This is a genomic window from Streptomyces sp. TSRI0281 (assembly GCF_001905125.1).
Classification (GTDB): domain Bacteria; phylum Actinomycetota; class Actinomycetes; order Streptomycetales; family Streptomycetaceae; genus Streptomyces.
The window spans coordinates 581196-602299 of sequence record NZ_LWLE01000033.1 but is presented as its reverse complement, the minus strand read 5'-3'; the positions used below and the strand labels follow the sequence as shown (position 1 = coordinate 602299).

Annotated in this window: 16 protein-coding genes and 1 pseudogene; 7 read left to right on the top strand and 10 right to left on the bottom strand. The window is 71.7% G+C overall.

What is annotated here, in order from left to right; genetic code table 11:
• Positions 1-77 precede the first annotated feature (77 nt).
• From A6A29_RS31870 to A6A29_RS31850, 5 genes and pseudogenes are all read right to left on the bottom strand, one after another.
• Entirely contained in the window at positions 78-1508 is a 1431-nt protein-coding gene (locus tag A6A29_RS31870) for a lysine N(6)-hydroxylase/L-ornithine N(5)-oxygenase family protein (protein WP_073725417.1), read from the bottom strand.
• A complete protein-coding gene (locus A6A29_RS31865) occupies positions 1505-2926 on the bottom strand; it encodes a pyridoxal phosphate-dependent decarboxylase family protein (RefSeq protein WP_073725415.1) in 1422 nt (473 codons plus the stop codon). The genes A6A29_RS31870 and A6A29_RS31865 overlap by 4 nt, the downstream gene beginning before the upstream one ends.
• 360 nt (positions 2927-3286) lie before the next feature.
• Positions 3287-5788, bottom strand: a complete 2502-nt coding sequence (gene pepN / locus A6A29_RS31860) for an aminopeptidase N (protein ID WP_073725413.1) — start codon at positions 5786-5788, stop codon at positions 3287-3289.
• Positions 5789-6158: 370 nt separating this feature from the next.
• A pseudogene (locus A6A29_RS31855) lies at positions 6159-6491 on the bottom strand (chorismate mutase); the annotation flags it as partial.
• A 91-nt stretch (positions 6492-6582) separates the two neighbouring features.
• The gene (locus A6A29_RS31850) at positions 6583-7461 is read right to left on the bottom strand and encodes a helix-turn-helix domain-containing protein (protein ID WP_073725411.1); all 879 of its coding nucleotides are present in this window, start codon (positions 7459-7461) and stop codon (positions 6583-6585) included.
• Between the two features lie 151 nt (positions 7462-7612).
• Between A6A29_RS31850 and A6A29_RS31845 the strand changes: the two genes are divergently transcribed.
• Positions 7613-9520: a glycoside hydrolase family 35 protein gene (locus A6A29_RS31845; protein WP_073725409.1), complete on the top strand. Its 1908-nt coding sequence runs from the start codon at positions 7613-7615 to the stop codon at positions 9518-9520.
• A gap of 13 nt (positions 9521-9533) precedes the next feature.
• Here the strand turns inward: A6A29_RS31845 and A6A29_RS31840 are convergent, their stop codons facing one another.
• Positions 9534-10310 (bottom strand): S1 family peptidase, encoded by a 777-nt coding sequence (locus tag A6A29_RS31840; RefSeq protein WP_073725407.1) that lies wholly within the window; start codon positions 10308-10310, stop codon positions 9534-9536.
• A gap of 264 nt (positions 10311-10574) precedes the next feature.
• On the opposite strand from A6A29_RS31840, the gene A6A29_RS31835 reads away from it, so the two are divergent.
• Positions 10575-11483: a hypothetical protein gene (locus A6A29_RS31835; protein WP_073725405.1), complete on the top strand. Its 909-nt coding sequence runs from the start codon at positions 10575-10577 to the stop codon at positions 11481-11483.
• Positions 11484-11545: 62 nt separating this feature from the next.
• Complete coding sequence (locus tag A6A29_RS31830) at positions 11546-12295, top strand: ankyrin repeat domain-containing protein (RefSeq protein ID WP_073725403.1); 750 nt, start codon at positions 11546-11548, stop codon at positions 12293-12295.
• Positions 12296-12557: 262 nt separating this feature from the next.
• On the opposite strand, the gene A6A29_RS31825 is transcribed toward A6A29_RS31830, so the two are convergent.
• Positions 12558-13547: an SDR family oxidoreductase gene (locus A6A29_RS31825; protein WP_073725401.1), complete on the bottom strand. Its 990-nt coding sequence runs from the start codon at positions 13545-13547 to the stop codon at positions 12558-12560.
• Positions 13548-13631: 84 nt separating this feature from the next.
• Here A6A29_RS31825 and A6A29_RS31820 point away from each other — a divergent pair, with 84 nt between their 5' ends.
• Genes A6A29_RS31820 through A6A29_RS31805 form a run of 4 tightly spaced genes read left to right on the top strand, consistent with a single transcriptional unit; the run spans position 13632 to position 17036 of the window.
• Positions 13632-14381 (top strand): enoyl-CoA hydratase family protein, encoded by a 750-nt coding sequence (locus A6A29_RS31820; RefSeq protein ID WP_073725399.1) that lies wholly within the window; start codon positions 13632-13634, stop codon positions 14379-14381.
• Between the two features lie 11 nt (positions 14382-14392).
• Positions 14393-15247: a CoA transferase subunit A gene (locus A6A29_RS31815; protein ID WP_073725513.1), complete on the top strand. Its 855-nt coding sequence runs from the start codon at positions 14393-14395 to the stop codon at positions 15245-15247.
• Positions 15244-15996: a CoA-transferase subunit beta gene (locus A6A29_RS31810; protein WP_241838735.1), complete on the top strand. Its 753-nt coding sequence runs from the start codon at positions 15244-15246 to the stop codon at positions 15994-15996. Before A6A29_RS31815 ends, A6A29_RS31810 begins: the two co-directional genes overlap by 4 nt.
• Complete coding sequence (locus A6A29_RS31805; protein ID WP_073725397.1) at positions 15996-17036, top strand: NAD(P)H-dependent flavin oxidoreductase; 1041 nt, start codon at positions 15996-15998, stop codon at positions 17034-17036. The genes A6A29_RS31810 and A6A29_RS31805 overlap by 1 nt, the downstream gene beginning before the upstream one ends.
• 413 nt (positions 17037-17449) lie before the next feature.
• Here the strand turns inward: A6A29_RS31805 and A6A29_RS31800 are convergent, their stop codons facing one another.
• The 3 genes from A6A29_RS31800 to A6A29_RS31790 all read right to left on the bottom strand — a co-directional run bounded on the left by A6A29_RS31800 (position 17450) and on the right by A6A29_RS31790 (position 21095).
• Positions 17450-19123 carry a DEAD/DEAH box helicase gene (locus A6A29_RS31800; protein ID WP_073725396.1) on the bottom strand — a complete coding sequence of 558 codons (1674 nt, stop codon included), beginning with the start codon at positions 19121-19123 and terminating at the stop codon, positions 17450-17452.
• Between the two features lie 179 nt (positions 19124-19302).
• Entirely contained in the window at positions 19303-19506 is a 204-nt protein-coding gene (locus tag A6A29_RS31795) for a cold-shock protein (RefSeq protein WP_015607926.1), read from the bottom strand.
• Between the two features lie 431 nt (positions 19507-19937).
• A complete protein-coding gene (locus A6A29_RS31790; RefSeq protein WP_073725394.1) occupies positions 19938-21095 on the bottom strand; it encodes an acetyl-CoA C-acetyltransferase in 1158 nt (385 codons plus the stop codon).
• Between the last annotated feature and the right edge of the window lie 9 nt (positions 21096-21104).

Genomic DNA, 21104 nt, shown 5'->3' with positions numbered 1-21104 from the left:
TTTTCGGGGGCGGCCGCCCTTTTTTATGGGCTGGGTGCGCTGGGGGTATGGGGTTCGCCGGGGGTCCTGGGGGTGGGTCAGTTGCTTTGGGTGAGGGGGATGAGGGCGGGGCCCTGTGCGGGGATTAGGGGGGTGGGTTGGGGGGTGAGGCCGAAGGTGGTGAAGGCGGTGCGTTGTGGGAGGGGGTAGGGCTCGGCGCCGGTGAGGCTGTTGAGGATGGTGGCGCTGCGCCAGGCGGCGAGTCCGAGGTCGGGGGCGCCGACTCCGTGGGTGTGGCGTTCGGCGTTCTGTACGTAGACGTGTCCGGTGACGGTGCGGTCGAGGACGAGGCGGTACTGGTCGTCGACGCGGGGGCGGTGCGAGGAGTCGCGGCGGAGGTAGGGGTCGAGGCTGTTGAGGAGGCCGTCGAGGGGGCGTTCGCGGTAGCCGGTGGCGAGGATGACGGCGTCGGTGGTGAGGCGGGTGCGGGTGGCTTGCTGGGTGTGTTCGAGGTGGAGTTCGACGCGGGAGGTGCCGACGCGGCCCGCGGTGCGTACGGAGACTCCGGGGGTGAGGGTGGCGTCGGGCCAGCCGCCGTGGAGGGTGCGCCGGTAGAGCTCGTCGTGGATGGCGGCGATGGTGTCGGCGTCGATGCCTTTGTGGAGTTGCCATTGGCGGGGGACGAGTTCGTCGCGGGCGGATTCGGGGAGTGCGTGGAAGTAGCGGCTGTAGTCGGGGGTGAAGTGTTCGAGGCCGAGTTTTGAGTACTCCATGGGGGCGAATGCCTGGGTGCGGGCGAGCCAGTGGATCTTTTCGGCTCCTGCGGGGCGGGCGCGGAGGAGGTCGAGGAAGATTTCGGCGCCGGACTGTCCTGAGCCGATGACGGTGATGTGTTCGGCTTTGAGCAGTTGTTCGCGATGTTGGAGGTATTCGGCGGAGTGGATGACGGGGACCGACGCGGCTTCGGCGAGGGGTTTGAGGGGCTCGGGGACGAAGGGTTCGGTGCCCACGCCCAGGGCGATGTGGCGGGTGTAGGCGCGGCCGAGTGCTTCGGCTTCGCCGTCGGTGTCGAGCTGGGTGAAGTCGACTTCGAAGAGGGCGCGGCCGGGGTTCCAGCGGACGGCGTCGACCTGGTGGCCGAAGTGGAGTCCGGGGAGTTGCTCGCTGACCCAGCGGCAGTAGGCGTCGTACTCGGCGCGTTGGATGTGGAAGCGCTCGGCGAAGTAGAAGGGGAAGAGCCGGTCGCGGGTGCGTAGGTAGTTGAGGAAGGTCCAGGGGCTGGCCGGGTCGGCGAGGGTGACGAGGTCGGCGAGGAAGGGGACTTGGAGGCTGGCGCCGTCGAGGAGAAGGCCGGGGTGCCAGTGGAAGGCGCGGCGTTGCTCGTAGAAGGTCGCGGCGAGTTTCCGGGGGTTTCCGGGGGCGGTGGGGACGCCGTGGGCGAGGGCGGCGAGGGAGAGGTTGAAGGGGCCGATGCCGATGCCGACGAGGTCGTGTGGCTGGTCGGGTTCGAGGGCGGGCCGGTCGGTCATCGAGGGGTGTCGCCTTCTGTGCGGTGGGTCTTGGGGGTGGCGGTGAGGTCGGTGGTGGTGGTGTTGACGAGGTCCATGAGTGCGTGGAGGTCTTCGGGGGTGGTGTGGGGGTTGAGGAGGGTGGCCTTGAGCCAGAGGCGGCCGTCGGCGTGGGCGCGGCCGAGGACGGCGTGGCCGCGGTTGAGGAGGGTGCGGCGGATGGCGGCGACGGTGGGGTCGGGTGCGTGGGTGGGGCGGAAGAGCACGGTGCTGATGGTGGGGCGGTCGTAGAGGTCGAGGGCGGGGTGTTTGGTGACGATATCGGCGAGTTGGTGGGCTGCGGCGAGGGTGCGGTCGATGAGGTCGGCGAGTCCGTCGCGTCCGAGGGCCTGGAGGGTGACGGCGATTTTGAGGGCGTCGGGGCGTCGGGTGGTGCGGAGGGAGCGGCCGAGGAGGTCGGGGAGGCCGGCGTCGGTGTCGTCGTCGGCGTTGAGGTAGGGGGCGTGGTGGTGGAGGGGGGTGAGGTGGTGCTGGTCGGGGACGGCGAGGATGCCGGCGGAGGCGGGTTGCCAGCCGAGTTTGTGGAGGTCGAGGGTGACGCTGTGGGCGCGGTCGAGGCCGTGGACGGTGTGTCGGTGGGTGGGGCTGAAGAGGAGTGGGCCGCCGTAGGCGGCGTCGATGTGGAGTTCGGCGCCGTGGGTGGTGCAGAGGTCGGCGATGTGGTCGAGGGGGTCGATCTCTCCGGTGTCGGTGGTGCCTGCGGTGGCGACGACGAGGAGGGGGCGGTGGAGTTGGGTGAGGGCGGTGTCGAGGGCGGCGAGGTCCATGACGCCGGTGGGGGCGGGGATGACGACGGGTTCGGGGAGCCCGAGGAGCCAGGTGGCGCGGGTGATGCTGTGGTGGGCGTTGGCGGCGCAGATGGTCTGGACGGGGCCGTGGCGTTCGCGGGCGAGGAGGAGGGCGAGTTGGTTGGCTTCGGTGCCGCCGGTGGTGATGACGGCGTCGGGTGAGGTGGCGTGGGGGTAGATCTCGGTGGCGAGTGCGGTGGTGAGGTCGGCTTCGAGGGCGGAGGCGGCGGGTGCCTGGTCCCAGGAGTCCATGGAGGGGTTGAGGGCGCTGGCGGCGAGGTCGGCGGCTGCGGCGAGGGCGAGGGGCGGGGTGTGGAGGTGGGCGGCGCAGTGGGGGTGGGCGGGGTCTGCGGCGCCTTCGGCGAGGGCGGTGATCAGGGTGCTGAGGGCCTGGTGGGGGCCGGTGCCGTGATCGGGGATGAGGGGGTGGGTGGCGGTGCGGGTGCGGGAGGTGACGGCGTCGGGTCCGCCTGCGGGGAGGGGGCCGTTTCGGCGGGTGGCTCCGTCGTGCAGGGCGGTGAGGACGGTGTCGATGAGGGGGCGCAGGGCGGTGGGGCCTGCGGTGCCTCCGGCGAGGGGTGGGGTGGACATGGGTGGGGTGGTCCTTCGGGTGCGCGGGGGTGGACATGCCAGCTTGTTCGGGTTTGGTGATGGCGCGGCCGAAGAGCCCAACGATCCGAACTCGAAAGGGGTACTGGTCTTCGGTGTGGCCCGCTTGTCGGGGGTTCAAGTGGTATGGGTGTGCGGTTGTGGGATGGACGTACGTGCGGTGGGGCGGGTGTGCGGTGTGCGGGTGTGCGGGTGTGCGGTGGGGCGTACACGTGGTGGATCGGCTCCGGGCATGGGTGTGCCCGGAGCCCCTCGATGTGAGGGACTCCGGGCACGGGTGGCACGGGCGGCGCGGGTCGCACGGGTGGCACGGGCGGTGAAGTGGGGGTTGGTGGGCTTTGGTCAGTGGGCTTCGCGTACGGCGAGGGCGCGGCGCAGGTCGTCGAGCTGGTCGGTCAGTTTGCGGCGCAGGGCCGGGATGAGGGCTTCGTCGTCCATGGCGTGGGTGCCGAGGTCGAGGTTGTGGGTGTCGATGGCGTACGCGGGGAATGCGTAGCGTCCGGCGGCTTCGGCGATGGCGGGTCCGCGGCGTACGGCGAGTGCGGTCGCGTCGGAGTAGTAGCGGGGTACGTATTCCTGTACGAGGTCGGCCTGTTCGGGCTGCCAGAAGCCCTGGGCGGTGGCGATGAAGAGGTAGTTGGACAGGGTGTCGTCGCTGAACAGGGCGTGCCAGGCGGTGGCTTTGGCCTCGGGGGTGGGCAGGGCGGCACGGCAGCGGGCGGCGCCTTCCTGGCCGGTGGCGCTGGGGTCCTGGGCGAGTTCGGCGGCGATGGCGGTTTCGTCGGTGGCTCCGAGGACGGCGAGTCGGGTGAGGATGCGCCAGCGGAGTTCGGGGTCGAGTTCGGGGCCGCCGTGGACGGTTCCGCCGGTGATCCAGTCCTGGATGGTGTCGGGCTGGGTGGCCGCGTCGATGAGATGGCGTACGGCGGTCAGACGCAGTCCGGGATTGGTTCCGTCCTCGGTGCGGCGGATGAGGTCGCGGCAGAGGGCGGTGAGGGTGGCGAGGGCGGCCGGCCGGTCGGCGGGGGTGAGGTAGCGGGGGGCGATGTGGGTGGCGGCGAAACCGAGGACGCCTTGGACGAGGGCGAGGTCGGTTTCGTGCGGGAGGTGGGTGCGGGCGGTGGTGAGGTAGGTGGTGGGGTCCAGTTCGCCGTCGCGGACCATGTCGCGGGCGGTGTTCCAGATGACGGCGCGGGTGAGGGCGTCGGGGATGCCGGAGAGGTGGGCCAGGACGGTGTCCCAGGAGGCGGTGTCGAGGCGGACCTTGGCGTAGGTGAAGTCGCCGTCGTTGAGGACGACGAGGTCGGGGCGCCGGCCGGGGAGGGTGAGGGCGGCGCCGGTGGGGATGTCGAGTTCGAAGCGGTCGCGCCGGGCGAGGTGGCCGGGGCCGCCCTCGGTGTTGAGGGCGTGGTCGTAGGTGCCGACGGTGATGCGGTGGGGGCGGCTGCCGTCGCGGTCGACGGTGAGGGACCAGGCGGCGTCGGTTTCGGTGACGTCGGCGGTGAGGGTGTCGATGCCGGAGGTGCGCAGCCATTGTTCGGCCCAGGCGTGGACGTCGCGGTCGGTGGCGGAGGCGAGGTTGTCGATGAAGTCGGCGAGCGTGGCGTTGGCGAACTTGTGCCGGGCGAAGTGGGTGTTGATGCCGGCGAGGAAGTCCTTCTCGCCGAGCCAGGCGACGAGTTGGCGCAGCGCGGAGGCGCCCTTCGCGTAGCTGATGCCGTCGAAGTTGAGGAGGGCGGAGGCGGTGTCGGGGACGGCGTCGGGGTCGGGTGCGACGGGGTGGGTGGAGGGGCGCTGGTCGGCGTCGTATCCCCAGCCCTTGCGGGCGACGCCGAAGTCGGTCCAGGTGTCGGTGAAGCCGGTGGCTTCGGTGAGGGTCTGGTAGCCCATGTATTCGGCGAAGGACTCGTTGAGCCAGATGTCGTCCCACCAGGAGAGGGTGACGAGGTCGCCGAACCACATGTGGGCCATTTCGTGGGCGATGACCATGGCGCGGGTCTGGCGTTCGGTGTCGGTGACGGCCGAGCGGTAGATGAATTCGTCGCGGAAGGTGACGAGGCCGGGGTTCTCCATGGCGCCCGAGTTGAATTCGGGGACGAATGCCTGGTCGTAGGAGTCGAAGGGGTAGGGCTCGTCGAACTTCTCGTGGTAGCGGTCGTAGCAGGCGCGGGTGATGTCGAAGATCTCGTCGGCGTCGGTGTCGAGGTGGGGCGCGAGGGAGCGGCGGCAGTGGATGCCGAAGGGCAGTCCGGCGTGTTCGGTGGTGACGGAGTGCCAGGGGCCTGCGGCGACGGCGACGAGGTAGGTGGAGATGAGGGGGGTGGCGGCGATGGTCCAGCGGCCCTCTTCCGTCTGTTCGGCGATGCCGTTGCCGAGGACGGTCCAGGCGGTGGGGGCGGTGACGCTGAACTGGAAGACGGATTTGAGGTCGGGCTGGTCGAACGCGGCGAAGACGCGCTGGACGTCCTCCATGAAGAGCTGGGTGTAGACGTAGGTTTCGCCGTCGCTCGGGTCGGTGAAGCGGTGCATGCCCTCGCCGGTGCGGGAGTAGTGCATGGTGGCGTCGACGTGGAGTTCGTGCGGGCCGGCGGTGAGGCCGGTGAGGGGGTAGCGGTTCTCGGTGAGGAGGGCCGGGTCCAGGGGTTGTCCGTCAAGGCTGAGCGAGCGCAGGGTGGCGGGCTTGACCTCGACGAAGGTGTCTCCGGCCGCGTGGGCGGTGAAGTGGATGACGGTGCGGGAGCCGAAGGTCTGCTCTCCTGCGGTGAGATCGAGGTCGACCGTGTAGCGGTGTACGTCGAGGATCTGGGCTCGGGTCTGCGCTTCGTCGCGCGTCAGTACGGACATGGATCCATGCTGCCGTACGAGGTCGGGGCTGCGCAGGCGGGCTCTCTCACGGCGGGGAACGGGGGGGGCGGGCCAGGGGTCACGCTCCGGCGCGGTCGTCCCTGGCGTCTGCGTTGTCCCCCGCGTCTGCAATGTCCCCCGCGTCTGCAATGTCCCCGGCGCCTGTGTCGTCCCCTGCGTCTGCGTCGTCCCCTGCGTCTGCGTTGTCCCCGGCGCCTGCGTTGTCCCCTGCGCCTGCGTTGTCCCCTGCGCCTGCGTTGTCCCCTGCGCCTGCGTTGTCCCCGGCGCCTGTGGTGTCGCCTGCGGCCGTGTCGTCCCCGGCGGCCGGCCCGTCCCCGCCGCCCGCCCTGTCGTTCCCGTTGCCGCAGCCCCCGGGGGCCCGTGCGGCGCCGCTCCCCGATTCCTCCGCGATGCGTTCGTGGTGGTGGATGACCTCCGCGACGACGAAGTTCAGCAGCTTCTCCGCGAACGCCGGGTCGAGCCGGGCGCTCTCCGCGAGTTGCCGCAGGCGGGCGATCTGGCGGCTCTCGCGGGCCGGGTCGGCGGGCGGGAGCTTGTGCTCAGCCTTGAGGTGGCCGACCTGCTGGGTGCACTTGAAGCGCTCGGCGAGCATGTGAATGACAGCGGCGTCGATGTTGTCGATGCTGTCGCGCAGCCGGTTCAGTTCCGTGCGTACGGACTCGTCGATGTTGCTCGTGGTCATGGTCAGCGAGCTTAGACCGACCGGCACAAGAGGGGTGGGAGAAGGTGCGGGGTGGGATGCGTGCGGGGTGGGACGCGTGCGGCCTCGTGTGTCAGTTGCTGATCGTGGGCGGGTGTTCCGGGTCGGGTACCTGGTCGCTCCAGCCGCCGGGCACGCTGCGGCCCTGCTGTTCGCGGAAGCGGACGGGGGCGGTGCCGACGCGGCGGGCGAAGAGCCGGGAGAAGTAGGCCGGGTCGTCGTAGCCGACGCGGCGGGCGACGGCGGCGACCGGCAGGTCGGTGCTGGCGAGGAGTTCCTTGGCGCGGCCCAGGCGGATGCCGAGCAGGTAGTCCTTGGGGCTGCAGCCGGCGCCGCGGCGTACGGCGGTGCGCAGTTCCGCGGGGGTCATGCCGTGGCGGGCGGCGTGTCCGGCGACGGAGAGCGGCTGGAACGCGTCGCGTGCCAGGGCGTGGAGTACGGGGTCGCCGTCGGGGCCGATGTCGGCGCGGGCGCGGCGCAGGGAGACGAGCAGTTCGTGGACGGCGGCGCCGGTCTCGACTTCGAGGAGGGGGTTGCCGCGGCGGGCGGCGCGCACCATGCGGCCGATGGCGGCGCGTGGGCCCGCGGTGTCGGAGAGGGCGACGAGGGGGCGGTCGGGTTCGATGTAGCCGAGTTCGGTGTACGTGGTGGTGGCGGGTCCGGTGAAGTCGACGAAGCTCTCGTCCCAGCCGGTGTGCGGGTCGGCGCCGTAGTGGTGGGGGGTGCCGGGGGTCAGCCAGATCAGGCTGGGTCCGGTGACGGGGGTGCGGCGGCCGTCGGGGCCGCTGAACCAGCCGCTGCCGGAGTTGATGATCACGGCGACGTGGTGGTCGAGGGTGCGGGGGCCGACGGTGGGCAGGGCGCCGTGCTGGAGGCCGACGCCGAGGCAGACGAGGCCGAGGCGGTGGTGGAGCGGGCTGGGAGTGAAGAAGCGCATCCAGGTGTGGTACATCGGCCTTGCTTCCTCCCTGTCTCCGTGGTTCATCGCGTTGTGTCCAAACAGCAGTGATCTTTGTCCATGGACCGGGCGCACGCCAGAGGGCGAAGCTTGGCGCACTATTTCACCCGGGGTGACCCGAGGCGCACAGGAGACTACGAGCACGATGGCTGACTTCACCGTGGGGGACGACCACTTCCGGCTCGACGGAAAGCCCGTACGGCTGCTGTCGGGGGCTCTGCACTACTTCCGGGTCCACGAGGAGCAGTGGGATCACCGGCTGTCGATGCTGCGGGCCATGGGTCTGAACTGTGTCGAGACGTATGTGCCGTGGAATCTTCATGAGCCGTCGCCGGGGCGGTTCCGGGATGTGGCGGCGTTGGGGCGTTTCCTGGACGCGGCGCAGCGGGCGGGGCTGCTGGTGATCGTACGGCCGGGTCCGTACATCTGCGCCGAGTGGGAGAACGGCGGTCTGCCGGTCTGGGTGACGGGGCGGTTCGGGCGGCGGGTGCGGACGCGGGACGCGGAGTACCTGGCGTCGGTGGAGCGCTGGTTCCGGGAGCTGCTTCCGCAGGTGGTGGGGCGGCAGGTCACCCGGGGCGGTCCGGTGATCATGGTGCAGGCGGAGAACGAGTACGGGAGTTACGGCACCGACTCGGTGTATCTGGAGTGGTTGGCGGGGCTGCTGCGGCAGTGCGGGGTGACGGTGCCGCTGTTCACGTCGGACGGGCCCGAGGATCACATGCTGACGGGTGGTTCGGTGCGCGGTCTGCTGGCGACGGCGAATTTCGGGTCGGGGGCGCGTGCGGGGTTCGAGGTGCTGCGCCGCCATCAGCCGAAGGGGCCGCTGATGTGCATGGAGTTCTGGTGCGGCTGGTTCGAGCACTGGGGTGCCGAGCCTGTCGTACGGGATCCGGCGGGGGCGGCGGACGCGTTGCGGGAGATCCTGGAGTGCGGGGCGTCGGTGAACATCTACATGGCGCACGGCGGGACGAACTTCGCGGGCTGGGCGGGGGCGAATCGTTCCGGTCCGCTTCAGGACCAGGAGCTTCAGCCGACGGTGACGTCGTACGACTATGACGCGCCGGTCGATGAGTACGGGCGCGCCACGGAGAAGTTCTGGCTGTTCCGGAAGGTGCTGGCCGAGTACGCGGACGGTCCGCTTCCGGAGTTGCCGCCGGAGCCGGTGGGGCTTCGGGGCCTGGTGCGGGCCGCGTTGACGGAGTGGGCGCCGCTGTCGGCGGTGCTGGAGACGCTGGGTGATCCGGAGACGCCGGAGTCCGGTGTTCCGCCGACGTTCGAGGAGCTGGGCGTGGACCGTGGCCTGGTGCGCTACCGGGTCGGGGTGCTGGGGCCGCGGATGCCGTACACGCTGGGGGTTTCGGGGCTGCGGGACCGGGCGTCGGTGTACGTGGACGGGGTCCTGGCCGGGGTGCTGACCGAGGAGCACGCCACGCTGGACGAGCCGGTCGCGGGCCCTGCGGAGGTCGAGCTGTGGGTGGAGTCGCTGGGCCGGGTCAATTACGGCCCGCGGCTGGGTGAGCCGAAGGGCATCACGGGCGGGGTGCTGCACGAGCGGCAGTATCTGCACGGGGTACGGGCACGGGGCCTGCGCCTGGACGCCTTCGAATCGGCGGAGGCGGTGGCGGCGGTTCCGTTCACGGCTGTCGGTGCGGGTGCGGGTGCCGGTGCGGGTGCCGGTGCGGAAGCGCCGTTCACGGGTGCCGGTGCGGGTACGGAGGCACCGGGCGCGGGTGCCGGTACCGAGGTGCCGGGCGCGGGGCGGACGGGGTTGTTCCGGGGGGCGTTCGAGGTGACGGACGCCGTGGGCACCGGTCACGCCGGGCTGGAGCTGCCGGGCTGGACGCGCGGCTTCGTGTGGGTGAACGGCTTCTGCCTGGGCCGCTACTGGTCGGCGGGTCCGCAGGAGACGCTGTACGTGCCCGGCCCCGTGCTCCGCGAGGGCACCAACGAGGTGTGGGTGCTGGAGCTGGAGGGCGCGGGCGGGCCGTGCGTGGTGCTGGGACCGGGGGTGCCCGTCCGGACGGGCACCCCCGGGGATGTTCAGCCGTGATCACGCATGGGGATCAGAGTGTGGCGGCCGCGGACGCGATGGCGGAGGCGAAGGTCGAGACCTCGGAGTACACGCCGGGGTAGCCGGCCTGGGCGCAGCCCTGGCCCCAGCTGACGATGCCGACCTGGATCCAGGCACCGGCGTTGTCCTTGCGGAACATCGGGCCGCCGGAGTCGCCCTGGCAGGTGTCGATGCCGCCGGTGTCCAGGAGGCCGGCGCACAGCTCCTCACCGGGGACGAGGTCGCTGCCGTACGCGCTCTGGCAGTCGGCGTCGGAGACGTAGGGCACCTTCGCCTTGAGCAGGTAGCGCTGCTGGGCCCCGCCCTCGGTGGCGGCGCCCCAGCCGGCGATGGTGAACTCGCCCTGGTTGTACGCGGTGCTGGTGGCGATCTTCAGGGTCGGCTGCTCGATCGGCTTGGCGAGCTTGATCAGCGCCCAGTCCTTGCCCTTGCCGTTGTAGCCGGGGGCCTGGAGGACCTTGGTGGACTTGACCTTGACAGCGCTGGAGGACTGGAGGTCGACGACGCCCGCGGTGGCGGTGATCGAGGTGTTGTTGCCCGACCCGTCCACGCAGTGGGCGGCGGTCAGGACGATGTCCTTGGCGTAGAGCGCGCCGCCGCAGCCCATGGAGAGCCGGACCATGAAGGGGAATTCACCCTGGGCGGCCCTGGTTCCGCCGACGACGGGGTTGGGGGCGGCGGAGGCGCCGGAGGGCTGGAGGCTGACGGTCGCGAGGGCCACGGCGGCTATGACGGAACATCTTTTCAGCGCGCGCAGAAGCTGCTTCAACGGACTGCCTTCTTTCGTGGGGGGTGCTGAGGGGGGTTCTTGAAGGTGCTTGAGGGTGCCTTGTGCGGATTGCTGTGGGGTGCGTGCCGCATCGGAGGGCTGCCGCCGACCAAACTCGACATGACCCCGACAAGAACGATCCGATTATCGGGACGCGATCACCGCCGCCACAAGGCGCACTTTTCGGCCAAGATCATCAAGGAGGCTCAACACCCCCCTCTCCCGCCGCCCCGGCATACAGTGGAGGTCCGTTGGGCGTCGCGGATGGGGGGTTCTGACGTGAGAGACGGCAGTCCGGTCGTCCATGGGTTTCCGCACCTCGACGCCGTCCGGTCCGCGATCACCGCGCTGTACCGGCGGATCTCGTACGACGGTGTGCACGCGTACGGCCCCAGCCTGCTGCCCGCCGACGCCGCGTTCCCGGACGTGGACGATCTGCACCTGGGCACCCAGCGGGTGGCGCGGGCACTGGTCCAGCATCTGCGTCTGCCCGATGCCCGCATGATCGTCGGCTTCCGGCGGATGGAGCACGCGGCGACCGTCGAACTCGCCGCCGGACCGGAGTACTTCATCGAGCTCAATGACCGATTCCGTACGCATCGCAGGGACATCGGTGCCGCGCTCGCGCACGAGATCACCCACGTACTGCTGCACCGGCTCGGGCTGGAGCTCCCCGGTACGCGCGACAACGAGATCCTCACCGACACCGTGACGACCTACCTCGGGGCGGGCTGGCTGCTGCTCGACGCCTTCCGGGAGGACGCCACGTCCAGCCAGAAGCTCGGCTACCTCACACCGGAGGAGTTCGGGTACGTCCTGGCCAAGCGCGCGTTCGCGTTCGACGAGGACCCCTCGCCGTGGTTCACCAGCCCGCAGGCGTACTCGGCGTACGCGAAGGGGCGGGCGCAGGCGCTGCGCGAACTCCGGCAACCACCGCTGACCGCCGCGGGCCTGCTGGGGCGGCGGCGCTACACCAAGGACCGGCGGTACGCCGGCGCCCACCCGGGCACGCCCGCGGACCCCGCTGCCCCGTACGCCTTCGAGCGCGGCGGCGAAGGGCTGCGGGTCTCCTTCCCCTGCCCCACCTGCCTCCAGCGCATCCGGGTCCCGGTCCGCGGCCGGGTGCGCGCCAGGTGCGGGCTGTGCCGCACGGTCCTGGAGTGCGACACCTGAGAGCCCGCCCCGGGGCCGGTGCGCGGTCCGGACCCCGCCGCGGGCCACCGTAGGGTCGAAGCATGACGGAAGAGCCGATTGGGGACGAACGGAGCCTGTTCGAGGCCCTGTACGAGAGTGAGGACGCTGTCGTACGGGCATTGCGCGCGGGGGCCGCGGCCGAGTCGTGCGACGCGGACGGCACGACGGCGCTGTATCTGGCGTCGGTGGAGGACCGGCCGGGAGCGGTGCGGCTCCTGCTCGCGGCCGGAGCCGACCCGGACCGGCCGAGCGGCCCCGAGGCGGGCGATCTCCCGCTGTGCGGGGCAGCGTGCGGCGGACACACCGAGGTGGTCGGGGCGCTGCTGTCCGCCGGGGCGCGGCCGGACCTGCCCGAACAGTTCGGGTTCACGGCGCTGCGCTGGGCGGTCGGGCTCGGCCACGCACCGACCGCCGAGCTGTTGCTCGCCCATGGTGCGGACCCTCATCTGCCCGGCCCGGAAGGGGAGCCTCCGTTGGTGCTCGCGGCCCGGCGCGGCTCGGTCCGTACGGTGCGGGCGCTGCTGGAGCACGGGGCGGGGACCTGGGCGGGGGCGGTGGAATGGGCACTGACCCAGGCGCGGCGGATGCTCGAAGCGGATGTGGAGCAGGAGCTGCTGCGGAGACTGGAGGAGGCGCACGGTTCCGGGTTCGACGCCATGGTCCGCCGTGACCTCGTGGACGGCGAGGAGACGGTGACCGTGGAACTGCTGCGTGACGGGGAGCCGTTCGCGGGAGCGGACGGACAGACGGGGCACGCGGTGATCGCGGAGCTGCTGAGGGGTGTGGGGTGAGGGCCCGAGCGAAGGGCGAGGGCCCGAGGGGGCGGGAATCACGCTCCCGATCGCCGCAGGGCGCCCGCAGAGTCACCGCTCGGGACCTCGCGCTCCCGATCGCAGGCACCTCTGAGGCAACCGCTCCCCCGCCACCCGCCCACCTGCCCGCCCTGCGGCCACCGCTCCCCATCACCGCCCGCCTGCCCTGCGGCCACCGCTCCCCGGCCCCACGGCCTACCCACCGCCCACCGCTCCCCCGCCACCCGCCCGCCCGCCCCGTTCACCGCGCGCCGTACACCGGCCGGGCCGGTTCCGCCGCTGCCAGGAGGCGACGGACGGCGGTGCCGGCCGCGGCCGGGGACCAGCGTGCGCCCCGGTCGGCGGTGGGGCCGGGGCGCCAGCCCTCCATGACGGTGATCCGGCCCGCCTCGGCCTCGAAGACGCGTCCGGTCACCCCGTCGCTCGCGGCCGAGCCGAGCCACACCACCAGGGGCGACACGTTCTCGGGGGCCATCGCGTCGAAGGCGCCCGGCCCCGGTGCCGCCATCGTCTCGGCGAACGTCTGCTCGGTCATCCGGGTCCTGGCCGCCGGAGCGAGGGCGTTGACCTGGACTCCGTACCGCCGCAGTTCCTCGGCCGCGACCAGGGTGAGGCCGAGGATCCCGGCCTTCGCGGCGGCGTAGTTGCCCTGCCCGACGCTGCCGAGCAGACCCGCCCCGGAACTGGTGTTGATCACCCGGGCGACGGGGGTGCGGCCCGCCCTGGCCTCGGACCGCCAGTGGGCCGCCGCGTGCTTCAGGGGCAGGAAGTGGCCCTTCAGATGCACCCGCAGCACCGCGTCCCAGTCGTCCTCGTCGAGGTTGACCAGCATCCGGTCCCGCAGGAAGCCCGCGTTGTTGACCAGGGTGTCGAGCCGTCCGAATGCCTCCAGGGCGGTGGTGACCAGCGAGGACGCACCGTCGGTCGTGGCGATGTCACCCCGGTGGGCGACCGCTTCGCCGCCCGCGGCGACGATCTCGTCGACGACCTCACGGGCCGGTCCTGTGCCCCCCTGCCCCCCGACCCCGGCACCGCTCCCACCCCCGCTCCCGCTCCCGGCACCGCTCCCGTTTCCGCCGCCGTCCCCGGTGAGGCCGACGCCGAGGTCGTTGACGACGACCTTGGCCCCCTCGGCGGCGAAGGCCAGGGCATGGGCCCGGCCCAGCCCCCGCCCGGCGCCCGTCACGGCGACGACCCGGCCCGCGCAGAGCCCGGTGCTGCGTGTGGTCATATCGGCTCCCCTTGTTGGCGATGCGGTGGCAGGCTGCTACCTTCCACCTAACAAATGTTTGGTGGAAAGGTAGCTGATCCTCTCATGGGTGTCTCCACCTCACGTCCCGCCGACGGCATCCGCGTCATCACCGTCGACTTCCCACCCGTCAACGCCCTGCCCGTGCACGGCTGGTACGACCTGGCCGACGCCCTGCGCGCCGCGGGCCGCGACCCCGCGGTCCGCTGTGTGGTGCTGGCCGCGGCCGGGCGCGGCTTCAACGCGGGTGTCGACATCAAGGAGATCCAGCGCGACCCGGGGCACGACGCCCTGATCGGTGCCAACCGCGGCTGCTTCGAGGCGTTCGCCGCCGTGTACGAGTGCGAGGTACCGGTCGTCGCCGCGGTGAACGGCTTCTGCCTCGGCGGTGGCATCGGGCTCGTCGGCAACGCGGACGCGATCGTGGCGAGCGACGACGCCACCTTCGGGCTGCCCGAGCTGGACCGCGGCGCGCTCGGTGCCGCCACCCATCTCGCGCGGCTCGTCCCCCAGCACCTGATGCGGACGCTGTACTACACCTCGCGCACGGTGACCGCCGCCGAACTGCACGCCCACGGCTCGGTCTGGCGGGTCGTCCCGCGCACCGGGCTGCCGGCCGCGGCGGTGGAGCTGGCCGGGGAGATCGCCCGCAAGGACGGACACCTCCTCCGGCTGGCCAAGGCCGCCATCAACGGCATCGACCCGGTGGACGTACGCCGCAGCTACCGCTTCGAGCAGGGCTTCACCTACGAGGCCGGCCTCAGCGGTACCGCCGACCGCGTCCGCGACACCTTCGGCAAGGAGGCACGATCGTGACCGACAAGACGATGACGCCCGAGGACGTCGTCTCCCGGCTCCGCAGCGGCATGACGATCGGCATCGGCGGCTGGGGATCGCGCCGCAAACCGATGGCGCTGGTGCGTGCCCTGCTCCGGTCCGGGATCACCGATCTCACCGTGATCTCGTACGGCGGCCCCGATGTCGGCCTGCTGGCCGCCGCGGGCAGGATCCGCAGACTGGTCACCGCCTTCGTCACCCTCGACTCGATCCCCCTCGAACCGCACTTCCGCGCGGCCCGGCAGCAGGGGGCGTTCGCACTGACGGAGATCGACGAGGCGATGTTCATGTGGGGGCTGCACGCCGCCGCGAACCGGCTGCCGTTCCTGCCCGTGCGGGCGGGCATCGGCTCCGATGTGATGCGGGTCAACCCCACGCTGCGCACGGTGACTTCGCCGTACGAGGACGGCGAGGAGTTCGTCGCGATGCCGGCCCTGCGGATGGACGCCGCCCTGGTCCACCTCAACCGCGCGGACCGGCTCGGCAACGGCCAGTACCTGGGCCCCGATCCGTACTTCGACGACCTGTTCTGCGAAGCCGCCGACACCGCGTACCTCTCCTGCGAACGCCTCGTCGAGACCGCCGAGCTCACGGACGGGCCCGCCCCGCAGACCCTCCTCGTGAAACGCAGCTCCGTCACCGGTGTCGTCGAGACCCCGAACGGCGCGCACTTCACCTCCTGCGTCCCCGACCACCCCCGCGACGAGGCGTTCCAGAAGGCGTACGCCACGGCCGCCGCGGGCCCCGCGGCATGGGCCGAGTTCAGCGAACGCTTCCTGCCCGCGGGGGGCGACGAGAAGAGCTACCAGTCAGCCGTCCGGACCTGGCACGAGGAGCAGCTGTGAGCGCCGAAGCCGCTACGGGGACCGTCACCCGGGCCGAGTACTGCGTGATCGCGTGCGCCGAGGCATGGCGCGACAACGGAGAGGTGCTGGCCAGCCCGATGGGCCTGATCCCGGCGCTCGGCGCCCGCCTCGCCAAGCGCACCTTCTCGCCCGACCTGCTGCTCACCGACGGCGAGGCGCTGATCGTCGGGCTCGACGGCACGCCGGAGGGCTGGCTGCCCTACCGTCAGCATCTCACCATGGTCACCGGCGGCAAGCGGCACGTGATGATGGGCGCGAGCCAGATCGACCGCTTCGGCAACCAGAACATCTCCTGCGTCGGCGACTGGGAACGGCCCGTCCGACAGCTCCTCGGGGTCCGGGGTGCTCCGGTCAACACCCTCAACAATCCCGTCAGTTACTGGGTTCCGCGCCACGCCCGCCGGGTGTTCGTCGAACGCGTCGACATGGTCTGCGGGGTCGGCTACGACAGGGCCGCGGCGGCCGGTCCCTCCGCGACCCGCTTCCACCGCGTCCCCCGGGTCGTCAGCGATCTCGGTGTCTTCGACTTCGCGACCCCGGACCGTTCCATGCGGCTCGCCTCACTGCATCCGGGCGTCACCGTCGACCAGGTCCGCGAAGCCACGGGTTTCGCGCTCACGATCGAGGACGACGTGCCCTTCACCCGTGAGCCGACCGCCGGGGAACTCCGCCTGATCCGCGAGGTCATCGACCCCACCGGCACCCGCGACCGCGAGGTCCGGTCCTGATGCGCACGGCCCTGACCGAACTCGTCGGCGTCCGGTACCCGATCGTGCAGACCGGCATGGGCTGGGTCGCCGGCCCCCGGCTGGTCACCGCCACCGCCGAGGCGGGCGCCCTCGGCATCCTGGCCTCCGCGACGATGACCGTGGAGCAGCTGCGCGCCGCGGTCCTGGAGGTCAAGTCCCGTACCGACGCACCGTTCGGCGTGAATCTGCGGGCGGATGCGGGGGACGCGCGCGAGCGGGTACGGATCATCATCGACGAGGGGGTACGGGTGGCGTCGTTCGCGCTGGCCCCGTCGCGGGAGCTGATCGCCGAGCTGAAGGACGCGGGCGTCGTCGTCGTCCCGTCGATCGGGGCCCGGCGCCACGCGGAGAAGGTCGCGGCGTGGGGCGCGGACGCGGTGATCGTGCAGGGCGGCGAGGGCGGTGGACACACGGGGGAGGTGGCGACCACGGTCCTGCTGCCCCAGGTCGTCGACGCGGTGGACATCCCGGTGATCGCGGCGGGCGGCTTCCACGACGGCCGGGGCCTGGTCGCGGCGCTGGCGTACGGGGCGGCGGGCGTCGCGATGGGGACGCGGTTCCTGCTGACGTCGGACTCCACGGTCCCGGACGCGGTGAAGGCCCGCTATCTGGCGGCGGGCGTCAAGGACATCACGGTCACCACGGCGGTGGACGGGCTCCCGCACCGGATGCTGCGTACGGAGATGGTGGCCACCCTGGAGCGGGCGGGCCGCGTCCGGGCCCTGGCCCAGGCGGTGCGCCGGGCATCGGGCTTCCGGCGGATCTCCGGCCTGAGCTGGTCCCGGATGCTGCGCGAGGGCCTCGCCACGAAGCACGGCAAGGACCTGACCTGGAGCCAGGTACTGCTGGCCGCGAATACGCCGATGCTGCTGAAGGCATCCATGGTGGATGGCCGCACCGACCTCGGGATCATGGCCTCGGGTCAGGTCGCGGGCCTGATCGAGGATCTGCCGAGCGTGGCCGAACTGGTGACCCGAATAATGAAAGAGGCCCACCAAGCCCGCGCAACCCTGCCGTAAACCCAGAACCGAGCCCGCCCGGCAGCGGAGGGCTCTGGGCCCACCATCAAGCCCACCCGTCGCTCAAGAACCGGGCCCAACATCAAGCCCGCCCATCAATCGAGGACCAGGGCCACGAACCAAGCCCACCCGTCGCCCAAGGACCGGGGTCCAACATTAGGCCCGTCCGACAACCGAGGACCGGGGCCCACCATCAAGCCCGTCCGGCGATTGAGGACGAGACCCGGGCGAAGCCCCGGCCCACTCCAAGGACCGGGGCCGCAAATCAAGCCCACCCGTCACTCAAGGACCGGGGCCCCAATTCAAGCCCACCCGTCGCCCAAGGACCAGGGCCGCAAATCAAGCCCGTCCGGCGATTGAGGACCGGAGCCCCGAAAGGCCCGCGCCCGCACCCCGCCCCCACACCTTCCCGGCTACGCCGCCCGACGCCCACGCGCAGGCGCCGCACCCCGCCCCGAACCGGCACGCCCCGCACCCGCACCCGCACCACGGGACTCGCCGCCCGAACGCGCGGCTCCGCCGCCACCGCCACCGCCCCCGCGTACGGAACCGGCCGCACCGCCACGCGACTCGCCGCCGCCCCCCGCACCCTGCGCGCCACCGCCACCGCCGCGGCGTCCACGGCCGCGGCTGCCCGAACGGAAGCCGCCGCCGGTGCCCGAGCCCGGCGCCCCGGCCGTCCGCGTGCGCGGCTTGGGCTGGGTGGGCTGGGGGACCTCGACGACGATCGCGATTCCGGACGGCTCGCGGGCCCCGGTGATCCGGGTCAGCTCCTCGTCGCTGGACTTGATGCGGGTGGTACGGGGGTCGATGCCCGCGTCCTGCATCAGCCGGGTCATCTCCCGCTTCTCCTCGGGCAGCACCAGCGTGACGACGCTGCCGGACTCCCCGGCGCGCGCCGTGCGCCCGCCGCGGTGGAGGTAGTCCTTGTGGTCGGTGGGCGGGTCCACGTTGACGACGAGGTCGAGGTCGTCGACATGGATGCCGCGGGCCGCCACGTTCGTCGCGACGAGCGCGGTGACCTGGCCGTTCTTGAACTGGTCCAGGGTCCTGTTGCGCTGCGGCTGGGACCGGCCGCCGTGCAGGGCCGCGGCCCGTACACCGCTGGCGAGCAGCCGCTTGGCGAAGCGGTCGGCGGCGCGCTTGGTGTCGACGAACATGATCACCCGGCCTTCACGGGCGGCGATCTTCGTGGCGACGGCCTTCTTGTCGGTCTCGTCCGCGACGTGGAGCACATGGTGCTCCATGGTGGTGACCGCACCGGCGGACGGGTCGACGGAGTGCACGACCGGGTCGGTGAGGAACATCTTGACCAGGCGGTCGATGTTCTTGTCGAGGGTCGCGGAGAACAGCATGCGCTGCCCGTCCGGCTCGACCTGCTTGAGCAGCGCGACGACCTGCGGCATGAAGCCCATGTCGGCCATCTGGTCGGCCTCGTCGAGGACGGTGATGGCGACCTGGTCGAGGCGGCAGTCGCCGCGCTCGATGAGGTCCTTGAGCCGGCCGGGCGTGGCGACGAGTACCTCGGCGCCCCGGCGCAGCGTGCCGGACTGCTTGCTGATCGACATGCCGCCGACGACGGTGGCGAGCCGCAGGTTCACGGAGGTCGCGTACGGGGTGAGGGCGTCGGTGACCTGCTGGGCGAGCTCGCGGGTCGGGACGAGGACGAGGGCCAGCGGGGCTCGGGGCTCGGAGCGGCGCCCGGCGGTGCGGGCGAGCAGGGCCAGGCCGAAGGCGAGCGTCTTGCCGGAGCCGGTGCGGCCGCGGCCCAGGATGTCCCGGCCGGCCAGCGAGTTCGGCAGGGTGGCGCCCTGGATGGGGAAGGGCTCGGTGACGCCCTGCGCGGTGAGGGTCTTCAGCAGTGCCGCGGGCATGTCCAGCTCGGCGAACGCCTCGACGGCGGGCAGCGCGGGGGTCATGGTCTCCGGCACGGCGAACTCGCCCTGGGGCGGTGTGGCGCGGCGGCGGGCGGGTGCCTTGCCGGCTCCGCGGCCGGATCCCTTGGCATTCGCCTGTGCCGGGGCCGGGCCCCGTCCCCTGGCCGGTCGGGTGCGGGTCGGTCGGTCCTGGCGTTCGAAGCGGGTCATACGGAATTGCCCTCCTGGGGGATTCCTGGGGTTACTGCGGGACTGCTGGTGGGACTGTCTGTGGACTGCTTGATGTGCGCCCCAGGATGCAGCACAAAGCGGGGTGTCCCCCAGACAGCACAAACCGGGGCCCGCACCTTCACGGTGCGGGCCCCGGTTGCGAGGTACGCGTCCGGCAATTAGGCCGGGACGATGTTCTCCGCCTGCGGGCCCTTCTGGCCCTGCGTGACGTCGAAGGAGACCTTCTGGCCCTCCTGGAGCTCACGGAAGCCCTGGGTGGCGATGTTCGAGTAGTGGGCGAAGACGTCGGCGCCGCCGCCGTCCTGCTCGATGAAGCCGAAGCCCTTTTCCGAGTTGAACCACTTCACGGTTCCAGTAGCCATGTCGATCTCCTAAAAGAGGTGCAGTGCCGGAAATTCGCACTTTACGAATTCCAAGTCGCCGCATTGAGCCCCACCCGGAGAAAGCCGGAAAACAATAAAGCGCCTGAGGAAGCATTCCCGTCAGGCGCACATAAAGTTCATGGGTACCAAAACTGCAACTGGACCACCGTAGCACGTTCTGTCGTCCGGCGGCGGATCCCGTCGTGCCGCCGGACGGAGAACTTCGCTGACCAGGAGGGGTCCGGGCGGTGTCCCCCGGGGATTGGACGCCTGTTCTCCCAAGGTTTCCGGGCCGTTTCCCCCGTGCGTCCGGGCCGGCCGGGCGCCCCGGCACCCCGACGCCTCACCACCCCCGGCACCGCGGCATCCCGACACCCGGGCTCCTCGGCGCCCCGGCGCCCCGGCGCCCCGGCACCCCGGGCGCCCCGGCGTCACAGCCTTTCGATGATGGTGACGTTCGCCTGGCCGCCGCCCTCGCACATCGTCTGGAGCCCGTAGCGGCCGCCGGTGCGTTCCAGTTCGTGCAGGAGCGTCGTCATCAGCCTGGCACCGGTCGCGCCGAGCGGGTGCCCGAGGGCGATCGCGCCGCCGTTGACATTGACCCGTTCCGGGTCCGCGCCGGTCTCCTTCAGCCAGGCCAGGACGACCGGCGCGAAGGCTTCGTTGATCTCGACCAGGTCGATGTCGTCGAGGGTGAGGCCGGTCTTCTTCAGCGCGTACGCGGTGGCGGGGATCGGTGCGGACAGCATCCGGATCGGGTCCTCCGCACGTACGGAGAGGTGGTGGATGCGGGCGCGCGGGGTGAGGCCGTGCTCGGCGACGGCCCGTTCGGAGGCGATGAGCAGGGCGGCGGCGCCGTCGGAGACCTGCGAGGAGCAGGCGGCGGTGATCGTGCCGCCGTCCATGACGGGCTTGAGCGCGGCCATCTTCTCCAGGGTGGTGTCGCGGCGCGGCCCCTCGTCGGCGGCGACCTCTCCGTACGCGACGGTCTCGCGGGCGAAGCGGCCCTCGTCGATGGCGCGGATCGCCCGCCGGTGGGAGAGGAGGGCGAACTCCTCCATGTCGCGTCGGCCGATGCCCCACTTCTCGGCGATGAGCTGGGCGCCGTGGAACTGGTTGACGGGTGCGTCGCCGTACCGGGCGCGCCAGCCTTCGCTGCCCGCGTAGGGGCCTTCGGTGAAGCCGAGGGGTTCGGCCGCCCGGCGGGAGGCGAAGGCGATGGGGATCTGCGTCATGTTCTGGGTGCCTCCGGCGACGACCAGGTCCTGGGTGCCGGAGAGCACCCCCTGTGCGGCGAAGTGCACGGCCTGCTGGGAGGAGCCGCACTGGCGGTCGATGGTGACGCCGGGGACCTCTTCGGGGAGTCCGGCCGCCAGCCAGGAGGTGCGGGCGATGTCGCCGGCCTGGGGTCCGACGGTGTCGAGGCAGCCGAAGACGACATCCTCGACCGCCGCCGGGTCGATGCCGGCGCGGGCGACCAGGGCCTTCAGCACATGGGCGCCGAGGTCGGCGGGGTGGACGGCCCCGAGGCCCCCCTTGCGCCTGCCGACGGGGGTGCGTACCGCTTCGACGATGTAGGCCTCGGCCATGGCTGCTGC